The sequence below is a fragment of the Billgrantia kenyensis genome (genome assembly GCF_013697085.1).
GTDB classification, from domain to species: Bacteria; Pseudomonadota; Gammaproteobacteria; order Pseudomonadales; family Halomonadaceae; genus Halomonas; species Halomonas kenyensis.
Map to the genome: position 1 here is coordinate 180,376 of NZ_JACEFT010000001.1, position 20,626 is coordinate 201,001.

A 20,626-nucleotide genomic window follows, 5' to 3' on the forward strand; every position below is an offset into this window, starting at 1 on the left:
TATGTTAAGCAAAACCCCGCGCCGAGACAATCCCGACTGTTTTGCTTGGTTTTTGACCGGCCCTGCCCTCAAGCCGCTGGTTTTGCTACCATGTCGGGCCGACATGACCGCCCTGCCCGCTGCCGACAATAACCTGCGGGTGAGCTCTGTTCCCTGGACGTGACTTTCGCTGGAGACCGACCCGACCCATGCCCGCCCTACCCTCTGCACTGACCGCTACCCTCACCGAACGCCTCGGCGAGCGCATCCTCATGCTGGATGGCGGCATGGGTACCATGTTGCAGAACGCCCGGCTCGAGGAAGCCGACTTCCGCGGTGAGCGTTTCCGCGACTGGCCCTCGGACCTCAAGGGCAACAACGACCTGCTGGCACTGACTTGCCCCGACCTGGTGACGCGCATTCACCGCGAGTATCTCGAGGCCGGCGCCGATATCGTCGAGACCAATACCTTCAACAGCACCCGTCTGTCCCAGGCCGACTACGGCATGGAGGACCTGGTGCCCGAGCTCAACCGCGAGTCGGCGCGCCTGGCCCGTGAAGTGTGCGATGCCGTGGCGGCGGAAACCGGCGTGCCGCGCTACGTGGCCGGCGTGCTGGGACCGACCTCGCGCACCGCCTCGCTGTCGCCCGACGTCAACGACCCTGCCAAGCGCAACGTCACCTTCGATCAACTGCGCGACAACTACTACGAAGCGGCCGAGGCGCTGATCGAGGGCGGCTCCGACCTGATCCTGATCGAGACCATCTTCGACACCCTCAATGCCAAGGCCGCCATCTTCGCCCTTGAAGTCCTCTTCGAGGACCGCGGCGAGCGGCTCCCGGTGATGATCTCGGGCACTATCACCGATGCATCGGGGCGCACTCTTTCCGGCCAGACCACCGAGGCCTTCTGGAACTCGGTGCGCCACGCCCAGCCGCTTTCCGTCGGCCTGAACTGTGCCCTGGGTGCCGAGGAACTGAGGCCCTACCTCGAGGAGCTGTCGAACAAGGCCGACACTTTCGTTTCGGCCCACCCGAACGCCGGCCTGCCCAACGAGTTCGGCGAATACGACCAGACTCCGGAAGAGATGGCGACCATCGTCGCCGAGTTTGCCAGTAGCGGCCTGGTCAACATCATTGGCGGCTGCTGTGGCTCGACCCCTGAGCATATTGCCGCCATCCACGCCGCGGTGAAGGACATGCCGCCGCGCCAGTTGCCCGATCGGCCCCGTGCCTGCCGGCTGTCTGGGCTGGAACCCTTCAATATCGAGAAGGATTCCCTGTTCGTCAACGTCGGCGAGCGTACCAACGTCACCGGCTCGGCGCGCTTCAAGCGCCTGATCGTCGAAGAGGACTACACCACGGCGCTGGAGGTGGCTCTCGAGCAGGTGGAGAACGGTGCCCAGGTCATCGACATCAACATGGACGAGGGCATGCTGGAGTCGCAGGAAGCGATGGTGCGCTTCCTCAACCTGATCGCCGGCGAGCCCGATATTGCCCGGGTGCCGATCATGATCGACTCCTCGAAGTGGGAGATCATCGAGGCCGGGCTGAAGTGTGTTCAGGGCAAGGCGATAGTCAACTCCATTTCGCTCAAGGAGGGTGAAGCCGCCTTCATCGAGCAGGCCACGCTGTGCCGTCGCTATGGTGCTGCCGTAGTGGTCATGGCCTTCGACGAGGCCGGCCAGGCCGATACCTTCGCGCGCAAGACCGAGATCTGCCAACGCGCCTATGAGCTGCTGGTCGAGCGGGTGGGCTTCCCGCCCGAAGACATCATCTTCGATCCCAACATCTTCGCCATCGCCACCGGCATCGAGGAGCACGACAACTACGCCGTCGACTTCATCGAGGCCACCCGCTGGATCCGTGAGCACCTGCCCCATGCCATGGTCTCGGGCGGCGTCTCCAACGTGTCGTTCTCGTTCCGCGGCAACAACCCGGTACGCGAGGCGATCCATTCGGTGTTCCTCTACCATGCCATTCGCGCCGGCTTGAGCATGGGCATCGTCAACGCCGGCCAACTGGCGGTCTACGACGACCTTCCCGCGGAGCTGCGCGAGGCGGTCGAGGACGTGGTGCTCAACCGGCGCAGCGACGGTACCGAACGCCTGGTCGACCTGGCAGAGAAGTACAAGGGCGACGGCTCCGGCGCGGCCAAGAAGGAGGACCTCGAATGGCGCACCTGGCCGGTCGACAAGCGAATCCAGCACGCTCTGGTCAAGGGCGTGACGGCCTATATCGAGGAGGACACCGAGGAGGCCCGGCAGCTGGCCAGCCGCCCCATCGAAGTGATCGAAGGGCCGCTGATGGATGGCATGAACGTGGTCGGGGACCTGTTCGGCGCCGGCAAGATGTTCCTGCCCCAGGTCGTCAAGTCGGCCCGCGTCATGAAGCAGGCGGTGGCCTATCTGATTCCCTTCATCGAAGCGGAAAAGAGCGAGGGAACCCAGGCCAAGGGCAAGATCGTCATGGCCACGGTCAAGGGCGACGTGCATGACATCGGCAAGAACATCGTCGGCGTGGTGCTGCAGTGTAACAACTACGAGGTGGTCGACCTGGGTGTGATGGTGCCGGCGGAGAAGATCCTGCAGACCGCCCGCGAGGTCAACGCAGACATCATCGGTCTGTCGGGCCTGATCACCCCCTCGCTCGACGAGATGGTGCACGTGGCCAAGGAGATGCAGCGCCAGGGCTTTACGCTGCCGTTGCTGATCGGCGGTGCCACGACCTCCAAGGCGCACACCGCGGTCAAGGTGGAGCCGCAGTACGATGAGCCGGTGATCTACGTGACCGATGCCTCCCGTGCGGTCGGCGTGGCGGGCAAGCTGCTTTCGCCCACGCTCAAGCCCACCTACGTGGGCGAGATTCAGGCCGAATACGAGCAGGTGCGCGCGCGCAACGCCAAGCGTCGCCCCAAGGCAGCCGACCTTACCTATGCCGAGGCCCGCCAACGCAAGCTGCCCATCGACTGGGACAGCTACACCCCGCCCAGTCCCGCCCTCACCGGCCTCAAGGTGTTCGACGGCTACGATATCGAGGAGCTGATCGAGCGCATCGACTGGACGCCCTTCTTCATCAGTTGGGAACTGGCCGGGAAATATCCCAGAATCCTCGACGATGCGGTCGTCGGCGAGGCGGCGCGCAGCCTGTTTGCCGATGCCCAGAAGATGCTGCGCAAGCTGATCGACGAGAAGCGCGTCGAGGCGCGTGGCGTGATCGGTCTGTGGCCGGCCAACAGCGTCGATGACGACGTCATCGAAGTGTATGCAGATGAAACGCGCACCCAGGTCATCGAACGACTGCATCATATACGCCAGCAGACCACCAAGAATCGCGATGGGGTCTGCTACAGCCTGGCCGATTTCATTGCCCCCAAGGAGAGCGGCAAGCCGGATTGGATCGGCGGCTTTGCCGTGACCACCGGCCATGGGGTCGAGGCGTTGGCTGAGCGCTACAAGGCTGCCGGCGATGACTACAACGCGATCATGGTTCAGGCGCTGACCGATCGTCTGGCCGAGGCTTTTGCCGAGCGCATGCACGAGCGGGTGCGCAAGGAGTTCTGGGGTTACGTGCCCGACGAGACGCTCGACAACGACGCGCTGATTGCCGAGAAGTACCAGGGCATCCGCCCGGCGCCGGGCTACCCGGCCTGCCCTGACCATACCGAAAAGCGCACGCTGTTCCGCTTGCTCGATGCCACCCAGAACACCGGCCTGGAGCTGACCGAGAACTTTGCCATGTGGCCTGCCGCAGCGGTCTCGGGGTGGTATTTTTCACACCCGCAATCGAAGTACTTCTCCACCGGCAAGATCACCCGCGACCAGGTCGAGGCGCTGGCCGCACGCAAGGACATGCCGCTGGAGGAGCTGGAGCGTTGGCTGTCTCCGGTGCTCTCCTACGACCCGACCTGATGCGCGGCAGGAGTTCGACTTGCACGAGACTCGGTAGATAGATGCTGCCAGATTCGCTTCGCCGCCGACGCATCCTGCGCCTTGCTGCACCGATCATTGCCGCGATGCTGACCCAGAGCCTGATCAACCTGATCGATGCCGCTCTGGTCGGCTCGCTCGGGGAGGTGCCGCTGGCCGGGGTGGGCATCGGCGGCTATGCCATGTTCCTGGTCACGGCACTGGTCTTCGGTCTCTCTTCCGGTGTGCAGGCACAGACGGCAAGACGCCACGGAGAGCAAGCCTGGGAGCAGCGCGCCATGCCGCTCAATGCCGGCCTGTCGATCGCGCTTGCCTTCTCGCTTCCCGTCACGCTGCTGTGCCTGTGGCAGGCACCTCGCCTGCTGGGGCTGATCAATCCCGAGGCCCAAGTCACGGCCGTGGCGGTTGAGTACTTCCGCTGGCGGGTGCTGTCACTCGCCGCCGTGGCGATGATCTTCTGCTTTCGGGGCTACTGGAACGGCATCGAGCAGAGTGGCTTCTACCTGCGCATCATGCTGGTGATGCATGCGGTTAACGTGGCAGCGAGCGTCTGCCTCATCTTCGGCTATCTGGGCCTGCCGGCCATGGGGGCTGCAGGTGCCGGGGCCGGCACGACGCTGTCGCTCTACGTCGGCCTGGCACTCTGGGCAATGCTCAGCTTGCGTCATGCCAAGCCCAGCGGCTTTCTCGTCAGGAAACCTCGGCGGCCAGCCCTGATGACCACCTTGCGCCTGGCCACACCGCACTCCTTCCAGCAACTGTGGTTTGCCGCCGGCTATGCCGTGTTGTTCTGGATTCTCGGGCGTATCGATACCGCCAGCGTTGCCGTCGGCCACGTGCTGGTCAACCTTTCGCTGCTGCTGATTCTGCCCGGCGTCGGGCTGGGTATGGCCGCCATGAGCCTGGTCGGCCAGTCGCTCGGCCGCCAGGCCCATGGCGAGGCCCATCGCTGGGGCTGGGACGTCGTGCGTCTGGCTTGGCTTGCGCTGACTGCCTTGGCGCTGCCGATGGCGGCCTTCCCCGAGCTGGTGCTGTCCGTTTTCCTGCATGATCCGGACTTGATCGCCCTGGCCCGGCTGCCGCTGCAGCTGACGGCGCTGATGATCGTGCTGGATGCCGCCGCCCTGGTGCTCGCCCAGGCGCTGCTCGGGGCGGGGGCCAATCGCACCGTGATGACCGTTACCCTTACGCTGCAGTGGCTGGTCTTCCTGCCGCTGGCCTGGTGGGTCGGGGTGGTATGGGAGCAGGGGCTGCTGGGTATCTGGTGGGTGCAGCTCGGCTATCGCTGCCTGAACTCGCTGTGGTTTGCCATGATCTGGCAGCGCCGCCGCTGGCTATGGCTCGAGGTTTGAGCCCGGCTTGACGCTTTATATGCTTTTACGTATAAAAAATATAAATATTTATTCTTTCATAGAATATGTCAGGGGCGTTATGGTGCCCCCTGACGCTTCGCCAATCCCCTAGCAGCAGGACCGGCTGAATGTATCGCTACGACACCCATGACCAGACCCTGGTCAATGAACGCGTCGCCCAGTTCCGCGACCAGATGAATCGTTATCTGGCCGGCCGCCTGAGCGAAGAGGAATTCCTGCCGCTGCGCGTGCAGAACGGACTCTATGTCCAGCGTTACGCGCCCATGCTGCGCATCGCCATCCCCTACGGCATGCTGGCTTCCTATCAATTGCGCAAGCTGGGCGACCTGGCGCGCGACTATGATCGCGGCTACGGCCACTTTACGACACGCACCAATCTGCAGCTGAACTGGCCGAAGCTGGAGACGGTGCCCGACATGCTCGCCGAGCTGGCCAGCGTGCAGATGCATGCGATCCAGACCAGCGGCAACGACATCCGCAACACCTCGACCGATCAGTTCGCCGGTATTGCGGAGGACGAAGAGGTCGACCCGCGGCCCTGGTGCGAGCTGATTCGCCAGTGGTCCACCTTCCACCCCGAATTCACCTATCTGCCGCGCAAGTTCAAGATTGCCGTGACCGGTGCCGCCGAGGATCGTGCCGCCATCCAGGTCCACGACGTTGGCCTGCGCCTGTGGCGTGATGAACACGGCGAGGTTCGCGTCAGGGTGCTGGCCGGCGGTGGGCTCGGCCGCACGCCGATGATCGGCGAGGTGGTACGAGACGACCTGCCCTGGCAGCACCTGCTGACCTATCTCGAGGCACTGGTGCGCGTTTACAACCAGTTCGGCCGCCGTGACAACAAGTTCAAGGCGCGCATCAAGATCCTGGTCAAGGCGCTTGGCATCGAGGAGTTCCGGCGCCGTGTCGACGCGGAGTGGGCGCATCTCAAGGATGGCCCCCAGACGCTGACCCGTGAGGCGGTCGACGCCATGCACAAGCACTTCGTCGATCCCGAGCGTCGTGTCCTCAGCGAAGAGGCCATTGCCGACTTCGAGCGCCTGCGCGGTGAGAATCGGGCCTTCGCCCGCTTCGTGACCAACAACGTCCACGGCCACAAGACGCCGGGCTACAAGGCGGTCACGCTGTCGCTCAAGCGCAGCGGCCACTCGCCGGGCGACCTCACCTGGGAGCAGATGCATCAGGTGGCGGACCTGGCCGACGAGTTCAGCCATGGTGAGATTCGCGTCACCCACGAGCAGAACCTCGTGCTGGCCGACGTGGCGGTAGATCGCCTGGAGGCGCTGTGGCAGCGCCTGGACGAGCTTGGCCTCGCCAACCCCACCGTGGGCACCCTGGCCGACCTGATCTGCTGCCCGGGCGGCGACTACTGTGGACTGGCCAACGCCAAGTCGATCCCGGTGGCCCATGCCATCCAGGAGCGCTTCGATGACATCGACTACCTCTACGACCTGGGGCCGCTGGATCTCAACATTTCCGGGTGCATGAACGCTTGCGGTCACCACCATGTCGGCCACATCGGTATCCTTGGCGTCGACAAGAAGGGCGAGGAGTGGTACCAGGTCTCGCTCGGCGGCGCCCAGGGCAACGACTCGTCGTTGGGCAAGATTCTAGGGCCCTCGTTCGCTCGCGAGAGCGTGCCCGAGGTCATCGACAAGGTGCTGCAGGTCTACGTCGGCGAACGCGCCGAGGGCGAGACCTTCATCGAAACGTATCGCCGTATCGGCCTCAAGCCATTCAAGGAGCGGGTTTATGCCTGATCAACGTACCGAGGTGCATCCCTTCATCCGCGACGGCAAGCCGGCCGAAGATCGCTGGGTGCTGATTCGTGACGAACAGGCGGCTCTGCCCGACTCCGCTGCCATCGTGCCCTTGGCGCGCTGGCAGGCACTTGAGGGCAGCGCTGAGCTGGCGCCCTGGCTCTCCAGCGATACCGAGCTCACGCCTGAGCTGGCCGAGGAGCTTGCTGCCGCGCCGCTGATCGCCATCGACTTTCCCAAGTTCACCGACGGTCGCGGCTACAGCCTGGCGCGGCTGTTGCGCGAGCGCTATGGCTTCGATGGCGAGATCCGTGCCATCGGCGACGTCTTGGTCGACCAGGCGTTCTTCCTGACCCGCTGCGGCTTCAATGCCTTGTCGCTGCGCCAGGACCAGTGGCTGGAGGATGCCCTGCACGCGCTGAACGCCTTCAGCCGCGCCTACCAACCTGCCGTCGATGTGGACGAGCCGCTGTTCCGCCAGCGCATGCGTGAAGCCATCACGCGAGAGGAGCCGGCGTTGGCCTGATACCGTCACTGAGCGCTCAAAACCCCGAGGAAGCCGGCCCAAGAGCCGGCTTCCTCGGTTTCGACCTTTACCCCCGCCGCTTCTGCTGTCGTTCGCGGTTCTGTGCTCGCGCCCGCTCGCTCTTGCGCAACATCACCCAGGTCGCTCCCAGCCCCCCATCGGCCTGCTGTGCGGAAACGAAGGCCTGGACCTCTTCGAACTGGGTCAGCCACTTGGCCAGATAGGAGCGCAGTACATTGGCGGGACTGTCCATTTCCGGGCCGCGCCCATGCACGATCAGCAACGAGCGCAGGTCGTGGGCATAGGCCTCGTGGATGAAGGGTGGCACTGCTCGACGACACTCTGCCAGGGGGCGGCGTAGCAGGTGCAGGCGTGACTGCACGGCGTAGCCGCCATGGCGCAGGCGATCGATGACGCCCTGCTGAATGCCATCGCGGCGATACTCGATAGGGTCGAATGGCGGTACCAGCTCGACGAAATCGTCCGAGAGGAAGCTGTCCTGGGCGAGCTCTGCCTGGGCGCTTTCGCGACGCGCCAGCTGCGCCTCGCTGGGGCGACTCCGGCGGCCACCAAGGCTGGCTCGATTGGCACTGCTGCGAAGTGGCTTCACATCGCCCATCAATGCCCTGAAGTCCTGATCCTCGTGAGCTGACTGGGTCATGGGCATCCTCCACTGTGGTCGAGCCATGCTTTGCATCCTAACAGAGCCTTGCGCCGAGGGAGAACCGGACAGAATCGCTCCAGCATGGCAGGATAGGCGTCTACGGCACACAAGGAGCGTGTATGCGCCTCTCTCATGTCGCCCTCGGCGCGCTGATCGCACTGCTGGCTCTGCTCGGCTGGCTCTGGCTGACCATGCTCAGCCCTCTCACCTATGATCGCCCGGATCACTTGCCCGATATCGAGGAGGGGGAGCATGTCGTGTTCGTCTACGGCACCCTGCGCTTCGCCCCGCTGCGCTGGGTAGTGATGGGCCGTGCGGGGGAGACCGAGCCGGCCGTCCTGGAGGGGTTTCGTCGAGAGCGTCTCGACCTGGTCGAGGCGGCCGATGAACGAGTGATGGGCGAAGTCGTGGTGGTCGAGGCCGGCGAACTGGAACGACTGGATCGGTATGAGCGCCTGGGGGTTCGCTACCAGCGCGTACCCAAGCGCCTGGCAGATGGGCGAATGGCGTGGGTATACCGCCGCCTGGATGAGGCCGAAAGCCCCGCCGAGGCCGGTGCAACCAACTGATCGAAGCGGAGATTTCCGGTGACCGCGGTTGTGGCCAGCATGGCGCCCCTTCTACAATACTGGCCAGCCTTTCAAGGATCGAGGAGTCTCGCATGACCATTACGCTTTACCACAACCCGCGCTGCTCGAAGTCGCGGCAGGCGCTGGCGCTGCTCGAGGAGCACGGCGCCGAACTCAGGGTACGACGCTATCTGGACGAACCGCTAAGCGAAGATGAGCTGCGTGACCTGATGTCGCGGCTCGATGCCGACGGCGAGCGCCTGGTGCGCACCCAGGAGAAGGAGTGGCAGCAGGTCGAGGAGAGCAACCTCGAGGATCAGGAACAGGTCATCAAGGCCATTGTCCAGCACCCCAAGCTGATGGAGCGGCCCATCGCTGACGACGGCAAGCGTGCCGTGATCGGCCGTCCACCCGAGGACGTTCTGGCGCTGGTGCGAGCAAGCGACTGATACCCTGCCCTTTTGAACTGGAGCCACGATGCGCGACTCCCTGCCCTATGTCCTGATCCTCTACTACTCCCGACACGGTGCGACGCGAAGCATGGCCGAGCAGCTTGCCGCCGGGGTCGAATCCTGCCCCGGTATCGAAGCGCGGCTGCGTACCGTACCGCCGGTTTCGCCCACCTGCGAGGCCGTCGATCCCGAGATTCCGGAAGAGGGTGCCATTTACGCCGAGCTGGATGACCTGCGCCATTGCGCCGGCCTGGCGCTGGGCAGCCCGACCCGGTTTGGCAACATGGCCGCCCCGCTCAAGCATTTCATCGATTCGACCAGTGCGCTGTGGCTCAACGGGGCGCTGGTGGACAAACCGGCCACGGCCTTCACCTCCACCTCGAGCCTGCATGGCGGCCAGGAAACCACGCTGATCTCGATGCTGCTTCCTCTGCTGCACCACGGCATGGTCTATGCGGGCCTGTCCTATCGCGAGACCGACCTGATGACCACCACCTCGGGCGGAACGCCGTATGGGGCCAGTCACCTTGCCGGCCAACGCAGCGACCAGCCATTGAGCGATGTCGAGCGGCGTCTGGTCCGTGCCCAGGGCAAGCGGTTGGCCCGGCTGACCCTTGCCCTGGCCAGGCTCGAGGAGGAAGCATGAAGCGTTGGCTGGAGGGTCTCGAGGCACGCCATGGTGTCGATTCGCTCACTGAGCGCACCCGCCAGGTGGTGCTGATCAGCTATATTACCCTGCTCGCGTTGCTGGTGTGGAGTGGCATGGCCATGGAAGCCGGGGCCAACCCGCTGACTCCCATTCTGATCCGTACCCTGCCGTTGCTGCTGTTTCTGCCGTCGATTCTCGGCAAGCGGCCACGCGGTCATGCGTGGCTGTGCTTTGTAAGCCTGCTCTATTTCATTCAAGGGGTGATGGTGGCGACGCTGCCGGGACAGGGGCTGCTTGGCATGGCCGAGGCCCTGGCTGCGCTCGGGCTGTTCAGCGGTGCGATGTTCTATGCCCGCTTTCGCAGTCGGCAGATGAAGGCGGCACGTGGCGAATGACGGCATGTTGACCCATAGCGAGTCCTCTACGGCCGCGGCGATGGCGGGCTGGCGCACTGCGGCGACCCGAACCCTGTCCGGCTCGTCCCCGGGCTGAAATACGATAGGTGAGCCGCGGGAGTTGTCCTGCCCGCCCCCAGCGGCGACCATGGAGAAAAACGATGAGGAGTACGCCATGACACGCAACATTGCCGACATACGGCGCGACTACGAGGGGGGCCGGCTCGAGGAAGACATGGTGCCCTCCAGGCCGATGGAGCTGTTCGATGAGTGGATGACGCTGGCCCTCGATGCCGAAGGCGAGGACGGCAACGTCATGACCCTGGCCACCGTCGACAGCCAGGGCCTGCCCCACGCGCGAATCGTCCTGCTGAAGGGCTATGACGATCGCGGGCTGGTCTTCTACACCAATTATCACAGCCACAAGGGCAGCGAACTGGCCAACGTGCCTCACGCCGCGATGGTGTTCTGGTGGCCATCCCTGGGTCGCCAGGTACGTATCGAAGGTCAGGTGGAGCAAGTTTCCAGCGAGGAGTCGGATGCCTATTTCAACAGCCGCCCTCGGGCCAGCCAGCTCGGTGCCTGGGTGGCCACCCAAAGCGTGGTGATTCCCGACCGGCTCTGGATCGAGGAGCGGCAGCATCGTTTCGAGCAGGCTTACGAGGGTCAGGCCATTCCCCGCCCCGGCCACTGGGGGGGGTATCGCGTGGTGCCGGAAATGATCGAGTTCTGGCAAGGGCAGCCGAGCCGGCTGCACGATCGCATTCGCTACGAGTATCGCGACGATACCTGGCACGCCTTCCGCCTCGCCCCCTGAGCGAAGAGGTACGCCACGACTGGCGCCTCCCTGCCTGGGCGGGGAGGTGTCATCGAATCAGTCCGGAAGGCTCTCCAGGCGCAGCCTCTGCCACTCGCTTTCCGGCTCGTTGAGGCGCAGCACCGCATCGACGACCTGCTCTTCCATGTTGTAGCGACAGCGAAAGCCCAGGTGCTTCATCAGCGCCCGCATGGGGTGGTTGTCGACCATGATCTTGCCGATCATCTCCAGCGTACCCACGCTCTTGCAGTAGCCAATCATTTTCTTCATCAGCAGGCTGCCTAGCCCCTGCCCCGCCATGTCGTCGCGCACGATGATGGAAAATTCGGTGCGGATGTTGTCGGGGTCGTTCCACACTCGTACCACCCCGAGCATCTCCTTGCTGCCGTCGTCCTTCTGGTGCTCGGCGATGAAAGCCATCTGGCGGTCATAGTTGATGTGGGAAAGAATCGACAGGTCTCGCTGGCTGAGATCGGACTTGTTGTGGAAGTAGCGAAAGCGGATGCTCTCTTCGGACAACTGGCTGTGGAAACTGGTGATCAGCGGAGCATCCTCGGCGCGGATGGGCCGGACCTCGACCGGCATCCCGCTTTTCAGGGTCACCCACTCACGCAGGTCCTCCGGATACGGCATGATGGCAAAACGGGCGGGTGGACCGAGGTCCAGGGCAAAGTCTACCGCCGTCATGCCGTCGCGGTTGAGCAGCAAGGGGTTGAGTTCGAGTCCGCGCAGCTCTAGCAGGTCCGTGGCCATCTGGGAAAGCTTGACCAACAGCTGGCAAAGCCGTTGGAGGTCGCGCTCCGGCTCGCTCGAGTGCTCGCGGATCAGGCGTGCTGCGTGGGTGCGCCCGACCACGTCGGCGGCCAGGGTCATGTTCAACGGCGGCAGGGCGACCTGGCGGTCGGCCAGGATATTGACCTTGTAGCCGCCAATGCCGAAGACGATCAATGGCCCGAACACCGGGTCGCGGGTAATGCCGGCGCAGATCTGCATGGAGTGCTTGCCGCGCTGCATTGGCTGCAGACAGTATTCGCGAATTTTCACGGGGGGGAACTTCTCGTGGACTTTCCCCGATAGCCGGCTGATGCCCTCGGCCACCTGGTCGGGATCGTGCAGGTCTTGCAGCAGGCCCGCCGAGAGCCGGTGGGGGTGCTTGCGATAGCGGAACGGCCGGCAGTTGCCATCGTGAACGACTTTCAGAGCCCAGGGCCCTTCCAGCTCCTCCGCCGCCGCCCTGGCCTCTTCGGGAGTGAAGACATAGCGGCTGGTGGCCACGGGGATGCCGTAGGCCTCGAGGACCTGTGCGGTCTCGGCGTGGGACAGGGTCTCTCGCCCCTCGGCCCGGGCCTGCTGGATCAGGGTGCGGCAGCGGGCGCGTATATCCGGGGTAGTGCTGAACGGCAGGCTTGGTGGCGTTTCCTGGAGCAGGGCCTGGACGCGCTGGTAGTCGACCATGTGCATGAAGGCCTTGACCGCCTTTTCCGGAGATACGTAGGTCGGAATGCCCGCCATGCTGCTTTCGTGGCGCGCATACAGCGCCCCCTCGAGCCCCATCCAGCTGGTCAGCAGGTTGCGCTTGAAACGCTTGCGATTGGCGATCAGGGCCTGTGCGGTGATTTTCGAGGGGGCCAGGCGCGTGGGTGCATGCACCACCAGCACGGCGTCGACGCCAGGGTCAGACGCGACGACTTCCAATGCCTCGACGAACCGCTCCGGCGTGGCATTTCCCCCCAGGTCCACCGGATTCTCACCGGGCTTGCTCATGTCGAATTCGCCCTGGCGCAACGCCTTGCGGGTCTCCTGGGTGAAGCTGGCCAGGCGACCACCGGCGCTGATCAGCTTGTCGATGGCAAGCATGGCAGGCCCCAGCCCATTCGAGACGATGGCCAGTCGATCACCCTTGAGCGGACGCATCTGGGACAGTGTCATCAGTGCATCGAACAGCTCGTCGGAATCGTTGACCCGCACCACCCCGGCCCGGGAGAAGGCGGCATCGAAGACTACGTCGCGATTGGAAATGCCCGGCGTGGGCGGCATGCCGGAGATGTCCGACTGCGGTGTCCGCCCGCTCTTGATCGCCAGTACCAGTCGGTTGCGCGAGGCGTCGCGCAGGGCCGTCATGAAGTGCTGGGCGTCATGGATGCGCTCGAGATGCAGCAGGATGGCCTGAGTCGGGGCGAATTGATTGATGTAATCGATGAGGTCGGGGAGCATCACGTCGACGCTGTCTCCCACCGTGATCAGGTGCGAGAAGCCGATCCCGCGTCCGGCCGCCCAGTCGATCATGGCATTGGCCAACATGCCTGACTGGCCCAGGTAGGCGACCTTGCCGGCCTTGACCGGCTGACTGGAATAGGAAGCGTTGATTCGCCTGCCCGGCATGACGAGGCCCATGCACTCCGGGCCCAGCACCCGGATGCCCGACTCGCGGGCGGCCGTCAGCATGCGCTCGCGAACCGAGCCCTTGCTGCCTTCCGCTTCGTCAAGGTGCGCCCCACCCGAGAGTACCAGCGCTGCCTTGACGCCGATGCCCCCCAGGCGGGAAATCACCTTGGGCAGTGTCTCGGCAGGGGTGCACACGACAGCCAGATCCGGTGTCTCGGGAAGCTCGCTGACCCGCGAGAAGCAGGGTTGCTCGAAGACCGTCTGGTAGCCTTTGCGATTGACCGCCCAGAGCTTGCCGGGAAACCCCGCCTCTCGCAGGTTGCCAATCACGATGCCACCGATGGAGTTCGGTTTCTCCGAGGCGCCGACCACCGCAATGGTGCGGGGTTCGAAGAAGTGGCGCAGGAACCGGGTACTCAAGTCGTCACCTCTGCCAGAAGCCTGAAGATGTCTCCCTGTGTACGACTTATTGACACTGTTGTGCAAGGGCTTAGGCGCATTAAGGTGATCTCAGTCACTCTGGAGTTCCCATATGATCACGTCGTTCATTACGCATCCGGACTGCGACCTTCACCATATGGGCCCGGAGCATCCCGAAAGCCCACTGCGACTGGAAGCCATTCGCGCTCGCTTGGCCCTGAGCGGCCTTCTGCAACAGACCATGCAGTCGGAAGCGCGCCCCGCCAGCGAAGAGGAATTGAGCCGGGTGCACCCGCTGCGACACCTGCGTGCACTGGACAAGTGCGTGCCCGAGGAAGGTATCGTTACCCTCGACAGTGACACCATGATGAACCCGGACAGCCTCGATGCGGCTCGCGTTGCCGCCGGAGCGGTCATCCGTGGGGTCGACCAGGTTTACCGCGGCCAGGCAGACAACGTCTTCTGCGCGGTGCGCCCTCCCGGCCATCACGCCGAGGCCACCGATGCCATGGGGTTCTGCTTCTACAACAATGTCGCGGTGGGGGCTGCCCACGCCAGGGCGCGCCATGGCGCACGACGTATTGCCATCCTCGATTTCGACGTTCACCAGTGCAACGGAACGATCGATATCTTCAAGGATGATCCGGACATCCTGATCTGCACCAGTTTCCAGTTCCCCTTCTATCCGTGGCGCTACCTGCGCAGCGAGTGGCAGAACGTGGTCAACACGCCGCTCGAGGCCGGCACCGACAGCGCCGCCTTCCGCAAGGCGATAGAAGATGACTGGCTGCCTGCGCTGCATTCGTTCAAGCCTGAGCTGGTCCTGGTGTCCGCGGGCTTCGATGCCCATCGAGACGATCCGCTCGCCGAGCTCTGCCTGGTGGAAGAGGATTTCTTCTGGGTGACGCAACTGGCCCTGGATATCGCCGCGCTGTATTCGGAAAATCGCCTGGTCTCGGTATTGGAAGGGGGATACGACACCGACTCGCTGGGGCGAAGTGCCGAGGCCCATGTCAAGGCACTGCTCGGGCTGCCTCTCGAAAGCTGAAGCCTGCGCTTTTGTCGGTATCGTGCATGTCGAAGGCGCTTCATGCCGGTGCATGAGGCGCCTTCTGTGGTACGCTTTGCGGAAACTCTGTTTCCAATAGTGAACCTGCCAATGCCCGCCAACACCGATCAGCAGGCCGCACTGCGCATCGCCTCGGGACGCAAGCCGTTCGTCGAGCCGTTGCGCCTCGGCGAGCGACTCAAGGAAATTCGCCTGGCCAACCAGTGGACACTGGAAGATGTGAGCCAGCGCACCGGCCTGGCCCGCTCCACGCTGTCCAAAATCGAGAACAACCAGATCTCGCCCACGTTTACCGCTGTGCAGAAACTGATCAGTGGCCTCGGGATCGACCTGCCACAGCTTCTCACCCCCCCCAAGGTTCAGCCACGCACCATGGGGCGCCGCGACCTGACCCGGCTGGGCGAGGGGCAGCGCCACCCTACCCCGACCTACGAGCATGAACTGCTAAGCTGCGAGCTCGCCCAGAAGCGGATGATTCCGTTCAAGACCATCGTGCGGGCACGCAGCTTCGATGAGTTTAGCGAGTGGGTTCGCCACGACGGGGAGGAATTCCTGATGGTGCTCGAAGGAGACATTCGGCTCTATACCGAATTCTACGAGCCACTGCAGCTGTCGCGTGGCGACAGCATCTATTTTGACAGCGACATGGGGCATGCGCTGGTCTCGGTGAGCGATGACGATGCGGTCGTGCTTTCGGTCTGTACCCGCGGCGACACCGCCTGAGCCAAGTCCCACCAGGCCCTGTCCGGTTTTGCTATCCTGTGTCGACCGCCACAAGGAGCCCTGCATGCAGCATCTCGATGATTCGACACGCACCGAACTGGAGGCTGCGGCATTCCGCCGTCTGCTTCAGCACCTGGACGCCAACAAGGATGTCCAGAATATCGACCTGATGATTCTTGCCGACTTCTGCCGCAACTGTCTTTCGAAATGGCTTGTGGCCGCCGCCCAGGAGCGTGGGACCGAGCTCGACTATGAGTCGGCACGCGATTACGTCTACGGCATGCCCTACGACGAGTGGAAGGAGCGTTATCAGCAAAAGGCCACGCCAGAGCAGCTGGCCGCCTTCGAAGCGCGGCAGGCGCGCAAGCGGGGCGGCGAGTCATGAGCGATTCGATGATTCCGCTCAAAATTGCGGTGCTGACCATCTCCGACACACGCGATCTCAACAGCGATCGCAGCGGCGCTCTTCTCGCCGAGCGCCTGACCGAAGCCGGCCATCGCCTCGCCGAGCGTCGCATCGTCATCGATGATGTCTATCGCATCCGCGCGGCGGTTTCCGAGTGGATCGCAAGCCCGGAAGTCCAGGTCATACTGACTACGGGGGGTACCGGCTTCACCGGCCGCGACTCGACGCCCGAGGCGGTGTCGGTGCTGTTGGACAAGCGCATCGAGGGTTTCGGCGAGCAGTTTCGCCAACTCTCCTGGCAGGAAATCGGCAGCTCGACCATCCAGAGCCGCTGCCTTGGCGGTCTGGCCAATGCCACGGTTGTCTTCTGCCTGCCGGGCTCCAGTGGGGCCTGCCGCACCGCCTGGGACGGCCTGCTCGCCGAGCAGCTCGACAGCCGTCACAAGCCTTGCAATTTCGCCAACCTGGTAATCCCCGAGCGAGGCCAGCATGTCTGAGCTGCAGTCCGTCGAGGCCGCCCTCGCGTCCTTGCTGCAAGGCGTGACTCCGCTCGAAGGTGAATCCGTGGCGAGCGAGCTTGCCGCAGGCCGAGTGCTGGCCGACGAAGTCATCGCCCGGCTAGACGTGCCTCCGTTCGACAACAGCGCCATGGATGGTTACGCACTGCACCACGAGGATGCCGGCGGCCGGCTGCCGATAGCCCAGCGCATCGCGGCGGGCAGCGAACCGCAGCCGCTTGCACGCGGGACCTGTGCGCGAATCTTTACCGGGGCACCGCTGCCTCCGGGCGCTGACTGTGTGGTGATGCAGGAAAAGGTCGAGCTCGATGGCGATGTGGCGTCGATTCCCGGGCAGGTGCCCTGGGACAACAACGTGCGCCATCGCGGCAGCGATGTTAACGCCGGCAGTACACTGCTGTCCCGCGGTCATCGCCTGGATGCTGCGGCCCTCGGCTTTCTGGCGAGCCAGGGAATCGTCGAAGTGGCAGTATGCCGTCGGCCTCGAGTTGCCCTGCTCACCAGCGGCAACGAGATCGTCGAGCCGGGCCAGCCGCTCGAGCCCGGCCAGATCTACAACAGCAATCGTCCCATGTTGAAGGCGCTGCTCGAGCAGTTCGGCGCCGATGTCGGCTTCATTGCCTCGATGCCTGACGATGCCGATGGCACCAGGGCCATGCTGGCCCTCGCTGCCGAGCAGGCCGACGTGGTGGTTTCTACGGGGGGCGTCAGCGTTGGCGAGGAGGATCACGTCAAGCCCGCCATTGAGGCGATCGGCCGGCTCGACCTGTGGCGCCTGGCGCTCAAGCCCGGCAAGCCCCTCGCCCTGGGACGACTGGATGCCAGCGACGGCCGCGAGGTCCGTTTTGTGGGCCTGCCCGGCAATCCGGTCTCGAGCTTCGTTGCCGCCTGGTTGTTCCTGCGTCCGCTGATGGGTGCCCTGCTAGGCTGCCCAAGGTTCGCCAACCTGCCAAAATTTCATGCACGAGCGGCCTTCGACACCCGCACCGGGCCGCGCCGACATTACATGCGAGTGGCGCTGAATATGGCGGAGGGTGAAGTCACCGCCCATGCCTTTCCCGACCAGGGCTCCGGCGTGCTCGCTTCATGTGTCGGTGCCGATGCGCTGGCATTGATCCCTGCAGATACCCATATCGCCGAAGGTGACAGCGTCGAGTGTCTCTGGCTCAGGGGCGGGTGAGCCAAGCATGTCAGTTTGCTGCCGGCGCGACCGCAAGCTCCAGCGTTACCGCCGGCCACAGCTGATGGAAATCGCGCTCGAGGCCGGCGTAGTCCTGCTCCAGCCACGGTACCAGTTCCGCCAGCCGATTGGGCCCAGATAGGCGGTTGCCGATGCCGCGCACCGCATCGCAGGTGAAGGTGAAGTCGGCATAGCGGTGCATCCAATCCTGCGCCACCAGCACCGGCATCATCCGTTCCAGGCGGGTTGGCGCGCCGCGCTGGCTGATCACGCGATAGCTGCGCAGTACCAGATGGGATTCCAGCCGGTCCAGCGCTAACTCTCTGGCCACGAAGTGATCCCAGACCAGGTCGAGGGCAATACCGGCAAAGCGGCGTATGTCAGCAGGCGCACGGCGACGGGCAGCGAGCACGACCGGGTGCCGGTCGACGTAGGCGTCGACCCGGCGGTGATGGCGAATCCCCAGCGCCACCTCGGCAGGCCAGGCGGTCAGGTCGCTCCCCTTGACGCCGTCAGCGATGAGATTGCCGTAGAGGAAATCGTCGCTGCCGCCGCGAGCGAGCCAGGCATGAGCGAGGAAGTTCACGGTCCAGCCTTCATAGACAGTTGGCAGGCTTGGGTAGCCCGGCCAGGCGCGCCGCGGCCTTGGCCGGGCTATCAGGGAAGAGCTTCATCAGATGCAGGGAGCGCCCTTTCTCGGGCCCCAGCGCCAGGCCCACCGCCTTGACCAGGGGGCGCATGGCAGGCGAGGCTTCGTACCGGGAGTAGAAATCCCGGATCACCTCGATGACCTCCCAATGCTCGGGCGTCAGCACCCTGCCCTCTTCTGCGGCCAAGGCGGAGGCCACGGCGGGCGACCAGTCAGACAGTTCGATGAGGTAGCCCTCGGGGTCGAGAGCGACGCGGCGATCCCCGACTTGAAGGTGACGAGCAATTTCCGTGGAAGCCATCAGAACCAGCTCACCGTCTTGTCGGCCTCTTCGGTCAGACTGACGAAGCCATCCACGTCGACGACCAGAACGCTGGCGTCACATTGGCCTTCCAGCCCGCGGGCGCTCAGATCTTCGCGCAAGGCAAAAAGCCGCCCTTCTATCTCCTGGAAATGGCGAACTTGAGAGGTCAAGGCTCCCATCACGCCATCCTCGATCAGCAGCAGGCGGTCGTTGCCCGCCATGGCGGCAAGGGCGTCGCGATAGGCGAGGCTCGAGCTTGGGGGGCGGTTAAGAATATGCAGGATCATGGGCACCCTCGCGTAAGCATCGCAGGCCTTCAGAATGTCAGGACCAACCGGTGACCGGCAAGCAGGTGCGAAATTGAGTCGCCATCGGCGATCCTGGCAGGCAGTTGCAGCTGCTTGGCCTCCAGGCCGAAGCGCTCGAGTGCCGTCTCCTCGACATGGAGCGAGTCGATATCGTACATGCTCAGCATGTCCAGGGTAGCGGCGGTGCCTTTCTGGCCGAGCGGGCCGGTCTGTTGTCCTTTGGCCAGGGCCAGAACGCCGTCGCCCTGAAACAGCAGGCTGACCGACTGCCCGAAGGCGGCCGCCACCAATGCTGCATCCAGCCCTTCCCGTAGCCAGCTGCTGCCATGGGGCGGATGGCGCAATATGACCAGCAGATCACCGGTCGAGGGGGAGCTAATCGCCATGGTTACCTCCTCAGGGAGCAAAGGTCACCAGCCGGTCGACGCCCTGCCCCAGGTCGATCAACTGGCCGAGCCCCGTGAGTTCGAAAGGCGGCTCGACGCTGTGCCCCGACTTGCCGTGACGTTCGGCTTCACGTTCATCGAGCAAGCCCCGGCGCAGCGCCGCTGCAATACACACCTGAAGCTCGGTGCCATGCTCGGCATGCAATGATCGCCAGGCGTCGTAAAGGTGTGGTTCGTCCTGGGGCGGAGCGGCAAGGCGGGCCGCATTGTAAACGCCATCATGGTAGAAGAACACGCTGACCAGCTGGTGCCCCCGGGCGACCAGCGTCGTGGCGAAGCGCAGTGCCGAATGGGATGCCTGGCTGCTGTAGGGCGCCCCCTCGACGAGTAGAGCATAGCGCATGGACGTTTCCTGGTGTCTCAAACACGCAGGCCCCGCATCGGCGGGGCCTGGAATCTCAACTGGCTTGCGGTCAGTCGTTGCTCATGATGCCGAGAATCGACAGCAGGCTGATGAAGAGATTGTAGATCGAAACGTACAAGGTGATGGTGGCGAGAATGTAGTTGGTCTCGCCTGCACGGTGCACGATCTCACTGGTCTGGTAGAGGATGGCGGCCGAGGCGAACAGTACGAAGCCGGCGGAAACCATCAGCATCAAGGTGGGGATCTGGAAGATCAGGCCAGCGACCATGGCCAGGATCAGCACGATGGCGCCTGCCAGCAGGAAGTTGCCGAGGAAGCTGAAGTCCTTCTTGCTCACCAGCGCTACGGCGGAGAGGCCGATGAAGGTCAGCCCGGTCATCGCCAGGGCGTTCATGATCAGCGCGGCACCGTTGGGCAGTGCCAGGTAGGCGCTGAGGATCGGTCCGAGGGTGAACCCCATGAAGCCGGTGAAGGCGAAGGTCGCCAGCAGGCCGGCGGCGGAATTGGCGGTCTTGTGGACCAGGAACATCAGTCCGTATGCGCCGATGAAGAACACCAGTATGTTCATCCGTTCGACGCCCATGGCCATGGCGGCACCCGCTGTGACGGCGGAGAACAGCAGTGTCATCGCCAGTAGCGCATAGGTGTTGCGCAGCACCTTGTTGACGCTGACGGCCTGGGACGAGTGCTGGGCCACATGTGTGTCGTGATAGGCCATTGATGCAGAGCTCCCTGTGGTTG

General features: G+C 64.1%; 22 protein-coding genes. 14 read left to right on the forward strand and 8 right to left on the reverse strand.

The window, feature by feature from the left end; translation table 11 throughout:
* The first annotated feature begins 188 nt into the window (after positions 1 to 188).
* From metH to H1D44_RS00725, 4 genes are all read left to right on the forward strand, one after another.
* Positions 189 to 3,890 (forward strand): methionine synthase, encoded by a 3,702-nt coding sequence (gene metH, locus H1D44_RS00710; RefSeq protein ID WP_181512927.1) that lies wholly within the window; start codon positions 189 to 191, stop codon positions 3,888 to 3,890.
* A 41-nt stretch (positions 3,891 to 3,931) separates the two neighbouring features.
* A complete protein-coding gene (locus H1D44_RS00715; protein WP_181512928.1) occupies positions 3,932 to 5,260 on the forward strand; it encodes an MATE family efflux transporter in 1,329 nt (442 codons plus the stop codon).
* A 128-nt stretch (positions 5,261 to 5,388) separates the two neighbouring features.
* Positions 5,389 to 7,041 (forward strand): nitrite/sulfite reductase, encoded by a 1,653-nt coding sequence (locus H1D44_RS00720; RefSeq protein ID WP_181512929.1) that lies wholly within the window; start codon positions 5,389 to 5,391, stop codon positions 7,039 to 7,041.
* Positions 7,034 to 7,567: a DUF934 domain-containing protein gene (locus tag H1D44_RS00725; RefSeq protein WP_181512930.1), complete on the forward strand. Its 534-nt coding sequence runs from the start codon at positions 7,034 to 7,036 to the stop codon at positions 7,565 to 7,567. Before H1D44_RS00720 ends, H1D44_RS00725 begins: the two co-directional genes overlap by 8 nt.
* A gap of 67 nt (positions 7,568 to 7,634) precedes the next feature.
* Here H1D44_RS00725 and smrA read toward each other — a convergent pair whose 3' ends face one another.
* Positions 7,635 to 8,228, reverse strand: coding sequence for a DNA endonuclease SmrA (smrA, locus tag H1D44_RS00730; protein ID WP_181512931.1), 594 nt, complete (start codon positions 8,226 to 8,228; stop codon positions 7,635 to 7,637).
* A 122-nt stretch (positions 8,229 to 8,350) separates the two neighbouring features.
* Between smrA and H1D44_RS00735 the strand changes: the two genes are divergently transcribed.
* The 5 genes from H1D44_RS00735 to pdxH all read left to right on the forward strand — a co-directional run bounded on the left by H1D44_RS00735 (position 8,351) and on the right by pdxH (position 11,113).
* Positions 8,351 to 8,800: a gamma-glutamylcyclotransferase family protein gene (locus tag H1D44_RS00735; RefSeq protein ID WP_181512932.1), complete on the forward strand. Its 450-nt coding sequence runs from the start codon at positions 8,351 to 8,353 to the stop codon at positions 8,798 to 8,800.
* A 92-nt stretch (positions 8,801 to 8,892) separates the two neighbouring features.
* A complete protein-coding gene (arsC, locus tag H1D44_RS00740) occupies positions 8,893 to 9,249 on the forward strand; it encodes an arsenate reductase (glutaredoxin) (protein WP_181512933.1) in 357 nt (118 codons plus the stop codon).
* A 28-nt stretch (positions 9,250 to 9,277) separates the two neighbouring features.
* Positions 9,278 to 9,898, forward strand: coding sequence for an NAD(P)H:quinone oxidoreductase (gene wrbA / locus H1D44_RS00745; RefSeq protein WP_181512934.1), 621 nt, complete (start codon positions 9,278 to 9,280; stop codon positions 9,896 to 9,898).
* A complete protein-coding gene (locus H1D44_RS00750) occupies positions 9,895 to 10,296 on the forward strand; it encodes a DUF2069 domain-containing protein (RefSeq protein ID WP_181512935.1) in 402 nt (133 codons plus the stop codon). The genes wrbA and H1D44_RS00750 overlap by 4 nt, the downstream gene beginning before the upstream one ends.
* Positions 10,297 to 10,471: 175 nt before the next feature.
* Positions 10,472 to 11,113 (forward strand): pyridoxamine 5'-phosphate oxidase, encoded by a 642-nt coding sequence (gene pdxH / locus H1D44_RS00755; protein WP_181512936.1) that lies wholly within the window; start codon positions 10,472 to 10,474, stop codon positions 11,111 to 11,113.
* 57 nt (positions 11,114 to 11,170) lie between these two features.
* Here pdxH and H1D44_RS00760 read toward each other — a convergent pair whose 3' ends face one another.
* Complete coding sequence (locus tag H1D44_RS00760) at positions 11,171 to 13,918, reverse strand: bifunctional acetate--CoA ligase family protein/GNAT family N-acetyltransferase (RefSeq protein WP_181512937.1); 2,748 nt, start codon at positions 13,916 to 13,918, stop codon at positions 11,171 to 11,173.
* Between the two features lie 112 nt (positions 13,919 to 14,030).
* On the opposite strand from H1D44_RS00760, the gene H1D44_RS00765 reads away from it, so the two are divergent.
* The 5 genes from H1D44_RS00765 (at position 14,031) to H1D44_RS00785 (ending at position 17,814) form a co-directional block, all read left to right on the forward strand.
* A complete protein-coding gene (locus H1D44_RS00765) occupies positions 14,031 to 14,966 on the forward strand; it encodes a histone deacetylase family protein (protein WP_181512938.1) in 936 nt (311 codons plus the stop codon).
* Between the two features lie 111 nt (positions 14,967 to 15,077).
* Positions 15,078 to 15,710 carry a helix-turn-helix domain-containing protein gene (locus H1D44_RS00770; RefSeq protein WP_181512939.1) on the forward strand — a complete coding sequence of 211 codons (633 nt, stop codon included), beginning with the start codon at positions 15,078 to 15,080 and terminating at the stop codon, positions 15,708 to 15,710.
* A 64-nt stretch (positions 15,711 to 15,774) separates the two neighbouring features.
* Positions 15,775 to 16,095, forward strand: a complete 321-nt coding sequence (locus H1D44_RS00775; protein ID WP_181512940.1) for a DUF1244 domain-containing protein — start codon at positions 15,775 to 15,777, stop codon at positions 16,093 to 16,095.
* Positions 16,092 to 16,613: a molybdenum cofactor biosynthesis protein B gene (gene moaB, locus H1D44_RS00780; RefSeq protein WP_181512941.1), complete on the forward strand. Its 522-nt coding sequence runs from the start codon at positions 16,092 to 16,094 to the stop codon at positions 16,611 to 16,613. Before H1D44_RS00775 ends, moaB begins: the two co-directional genes overlap by 4 nt.
* On the forward strand, positions 16,606 to 17,814 hold the full coding sequence (locus H1D44_RS00785; protein ID WP_181512942.1) for a molybdopterin molybdotransferase MoeA: 1,209 nt from the start codon (positions 16,606 to 16,608) through the stop codon (positions 17,812 to 17,814). Before moaB ends, H1D44_RS00785 begins: the two co-directional genes overlap by 8 nt.
* Before the next feature lie 10 nt (positions 17,815 to 17,824).
* Here H1D44_RS00785 and H1D44_RS00790 read toward each other — a convergent pair whose 3' ends face one another.
* The 6 genes from H1D44_RS00790 to H1D44_RS00815 all read right to left on the reverse strand — a co-directional run bounded on the left by H1D44_RS00790 (position 17,825) and on the right by H1D44_RS00815 (position 20,603).
* Positions 17,825 to 18,400, reverse strand: coding sequence for an ACP phosphodiesterase (locus H1D44_RS00790; RefSeq protein ID WP_181512943.1), 576 nt, complete (start codon positions 18,398 to 18,400; stop codon positions 17,825 to 17,827).
* A 10-nt stretch (positions 18,401 to 18,410) separates the two neighbouring features.
* Positions 18,411 to 18,764, reverse strand: a complete 354-nt coding sequence (locus H1D44_RS00795) for a TusE/DsrC/DsvC family sulfur relay protein (RefSeq protein ID WP_181512944.1) — start codon at positions 18,762 to 18,764, stop codon at positions 18,411 to 18,413.
* A complete protein-coding gene (tusB, locus tag H1D44_RS00800; protein WP_181512945.1) occupies positions 18,764 to 19,054 on the reverse strand; it encodes a sulfurtransferase complex subunit TusB in 291 nt (96 codons plus the stop codon). Before tusB ends, H1D44_RS00795 begins: the two co-directional genes overlap by 1 nt.
* Before the next feature lie 29 nt (positions 19,055 to 19,083).
* Positions 19,084 to 19,461, reverse strand: a complete 378-nt coding sequence (tusC, locus tag H1D44_RS00805; RefSeq protein ID WP_181512946.1) for a sulfurtransferase complex subunit TusC — start codon at positions 19,459 to 19,461, stop codon at positions 19,084 to 19,086.
* A gap of 10 nt (positions 19,462 to 19,471) precedes the next feature.
* Entirely contained in the window at positions 19,472 to 19,864 is a 393-nt protein-coding gene (gene tusD / locus H1D44_RS00810; RefSeq protein WP_181512947.1) for a sulfurtransferase complex subunit TusD, read from the reverse strand.
* Between the two features lie 70 nt (positions 19,865 to 19,934).
* Complete coding sequence (locus H1D44_RS00815; protein ID WP_181512948.1) at positions 19,935 to 20,603, reverse strand: Bax inhibitor-1/YccA family protein; 669 nt, start codon at positions 20,601 to 20,603, stop codon at positions 19,935 to 19,937.
* Positions 20,604 to 20,626 lie beyond the last annotated feature (23 nt).

Excerpts from the sequence above, each read along its gene's own strand:
- metH (WP_181512927.1), top strand. The coding sequence starts at position 189 with ATGCCCGCCCTACCCTCTGCACTGACCGCTACCCTCACCGAACGCCTC.
- H1D44_RS00715 (WP_181512928.1), top strand. The coding sequence starts at position 3,932 with ATGCTGCCAGATTCGCTTCGCCGCCGACGCATCCTGCGCCTTGCTGCA.
- H1D44_RS00720 (WP_181512929.1), top strand. The coding sequence starts at position 5,389 with ATGTATCGCTACGACACCCATGACCAGACCCTGGTCAATGAACGCGTC.
- H1D44_RS00725 (WP_181512930.1), top strand. The coding sequence starts at position 7,034 with ATGCCTGATCAACGTACCGAGGTGCATCCCTTCATCCGCGACGGCAAG.
- smrA (WP_181512931.1), bottom strand. The coding sequence starts at position 8,228 with ATGACCCAGTCAGCTCACGAGGATCAGGACTTCAGGGCATTGATGGGC.
- H1D44_RS00735 (WP_181512932.1), top strand. The coding sequence starts at position 8,351 with ATGCGCCTCTCTCATGTCGCCCTCGGCGCGCTGATCGCACTGCTGGCT.
- arsC (WP_181512933.1), top strand. The coding sequence starts at position 8,893 with ATGACCATTACGCTTTACCACAACCCGCGCTGCTCGAAGTCGCGGCAG.
- wrbA (WP_181512934.1), top strand. The coding sequence starts at position 9,278 with ATGCGCGACTCCCTGCCCTATGTCCTGATCCTCTACTACTCCCGACAC.
- H1D44_RS00750 (WP_181512935.1), top strand. The coding sequence starts at position 9,895 with ATGAAGCGTTGGCTGGAGGGTCTCGAGGCACGCCATGGTGTCGATTCG.
- pdxH (WP_181512936.1), top strand. The coding sequence starts at position 10,472 with ATGACACGCAACATTGCCGACATACGGCGCGACTACGAGGGGGGCCGG.
- H1D44_RS00765 (WP_181512938.1), top strand. The coding sequence starts at position 14,031 with ATGATCACGTCGTTCATTACGCATCCGGACTGCGACCTTCACCATATG.
- H1D44_RS00770 (WP_181512939.1), top strand. The coding sequence starts at position 15,078 with ATGCCCGCCAACACCGATCAGCAGGCCGCACTGCGCATCGCCTCGGGA.
- H1D44_RS00775 (WP_181512940.1), top strand. The coding sequence starts at position 15,775 with ATGCAGCATCTCGATGATTCGACACGCACCGAACTGGAGGCTGCGGCA.
- moaB (WP_181512941.1), top strand. The coding sequence starts at position 16,092 with ATGAGCGATTCGATGATTCCGCTCAAAATTGCGGTGCTGACCATCTCC.
- H1D44_RS00785 (WP_181512942.1), top strand. The coding sequence starts at position 16,606 with ATGTCTGAGCTGCAGTCCGTCGAGGCCGCCCTCGCGTCCTTGCTGCAA.
- H1D44_RS00795 (WP_181512944.1), bottom strand. The coding sequence starts at position 18,764 with ATGGCTTCCACGGAAATTGCTCGTCACCTTCAAGTCGGGGATCGCCGC.
- tusB (WP_181512945.1), bottom strand. The coding sequence starts at position 19,054 with ATGATCCTGCATATTCTTAACCGCCCCCCAAGCTCGAGCCTCGCCTAT.
- tusC (WP_181512946.1), bottom strand. The coding sequence starts at position 19,461 with ATGGCGATTAGCTCCCCCTCGACCGGTGATCTGCTGGTCATATTGCGC.
- tusD (WP_181512947.1), bottom strand. The coding sequence starts at position 19,864 with ATGCGCTATGCTCTACTCGTCGAGGGGGCGCCCTACAGCAGCCAGGCA.
- H1D44_RS00815 (WP_181512948.1), bottom strand. The coding sequence starts at position 20,603 with ATGGCCTATCACGACACACATGTGGCCCAGCACTCGTCCCAGGCCGTC.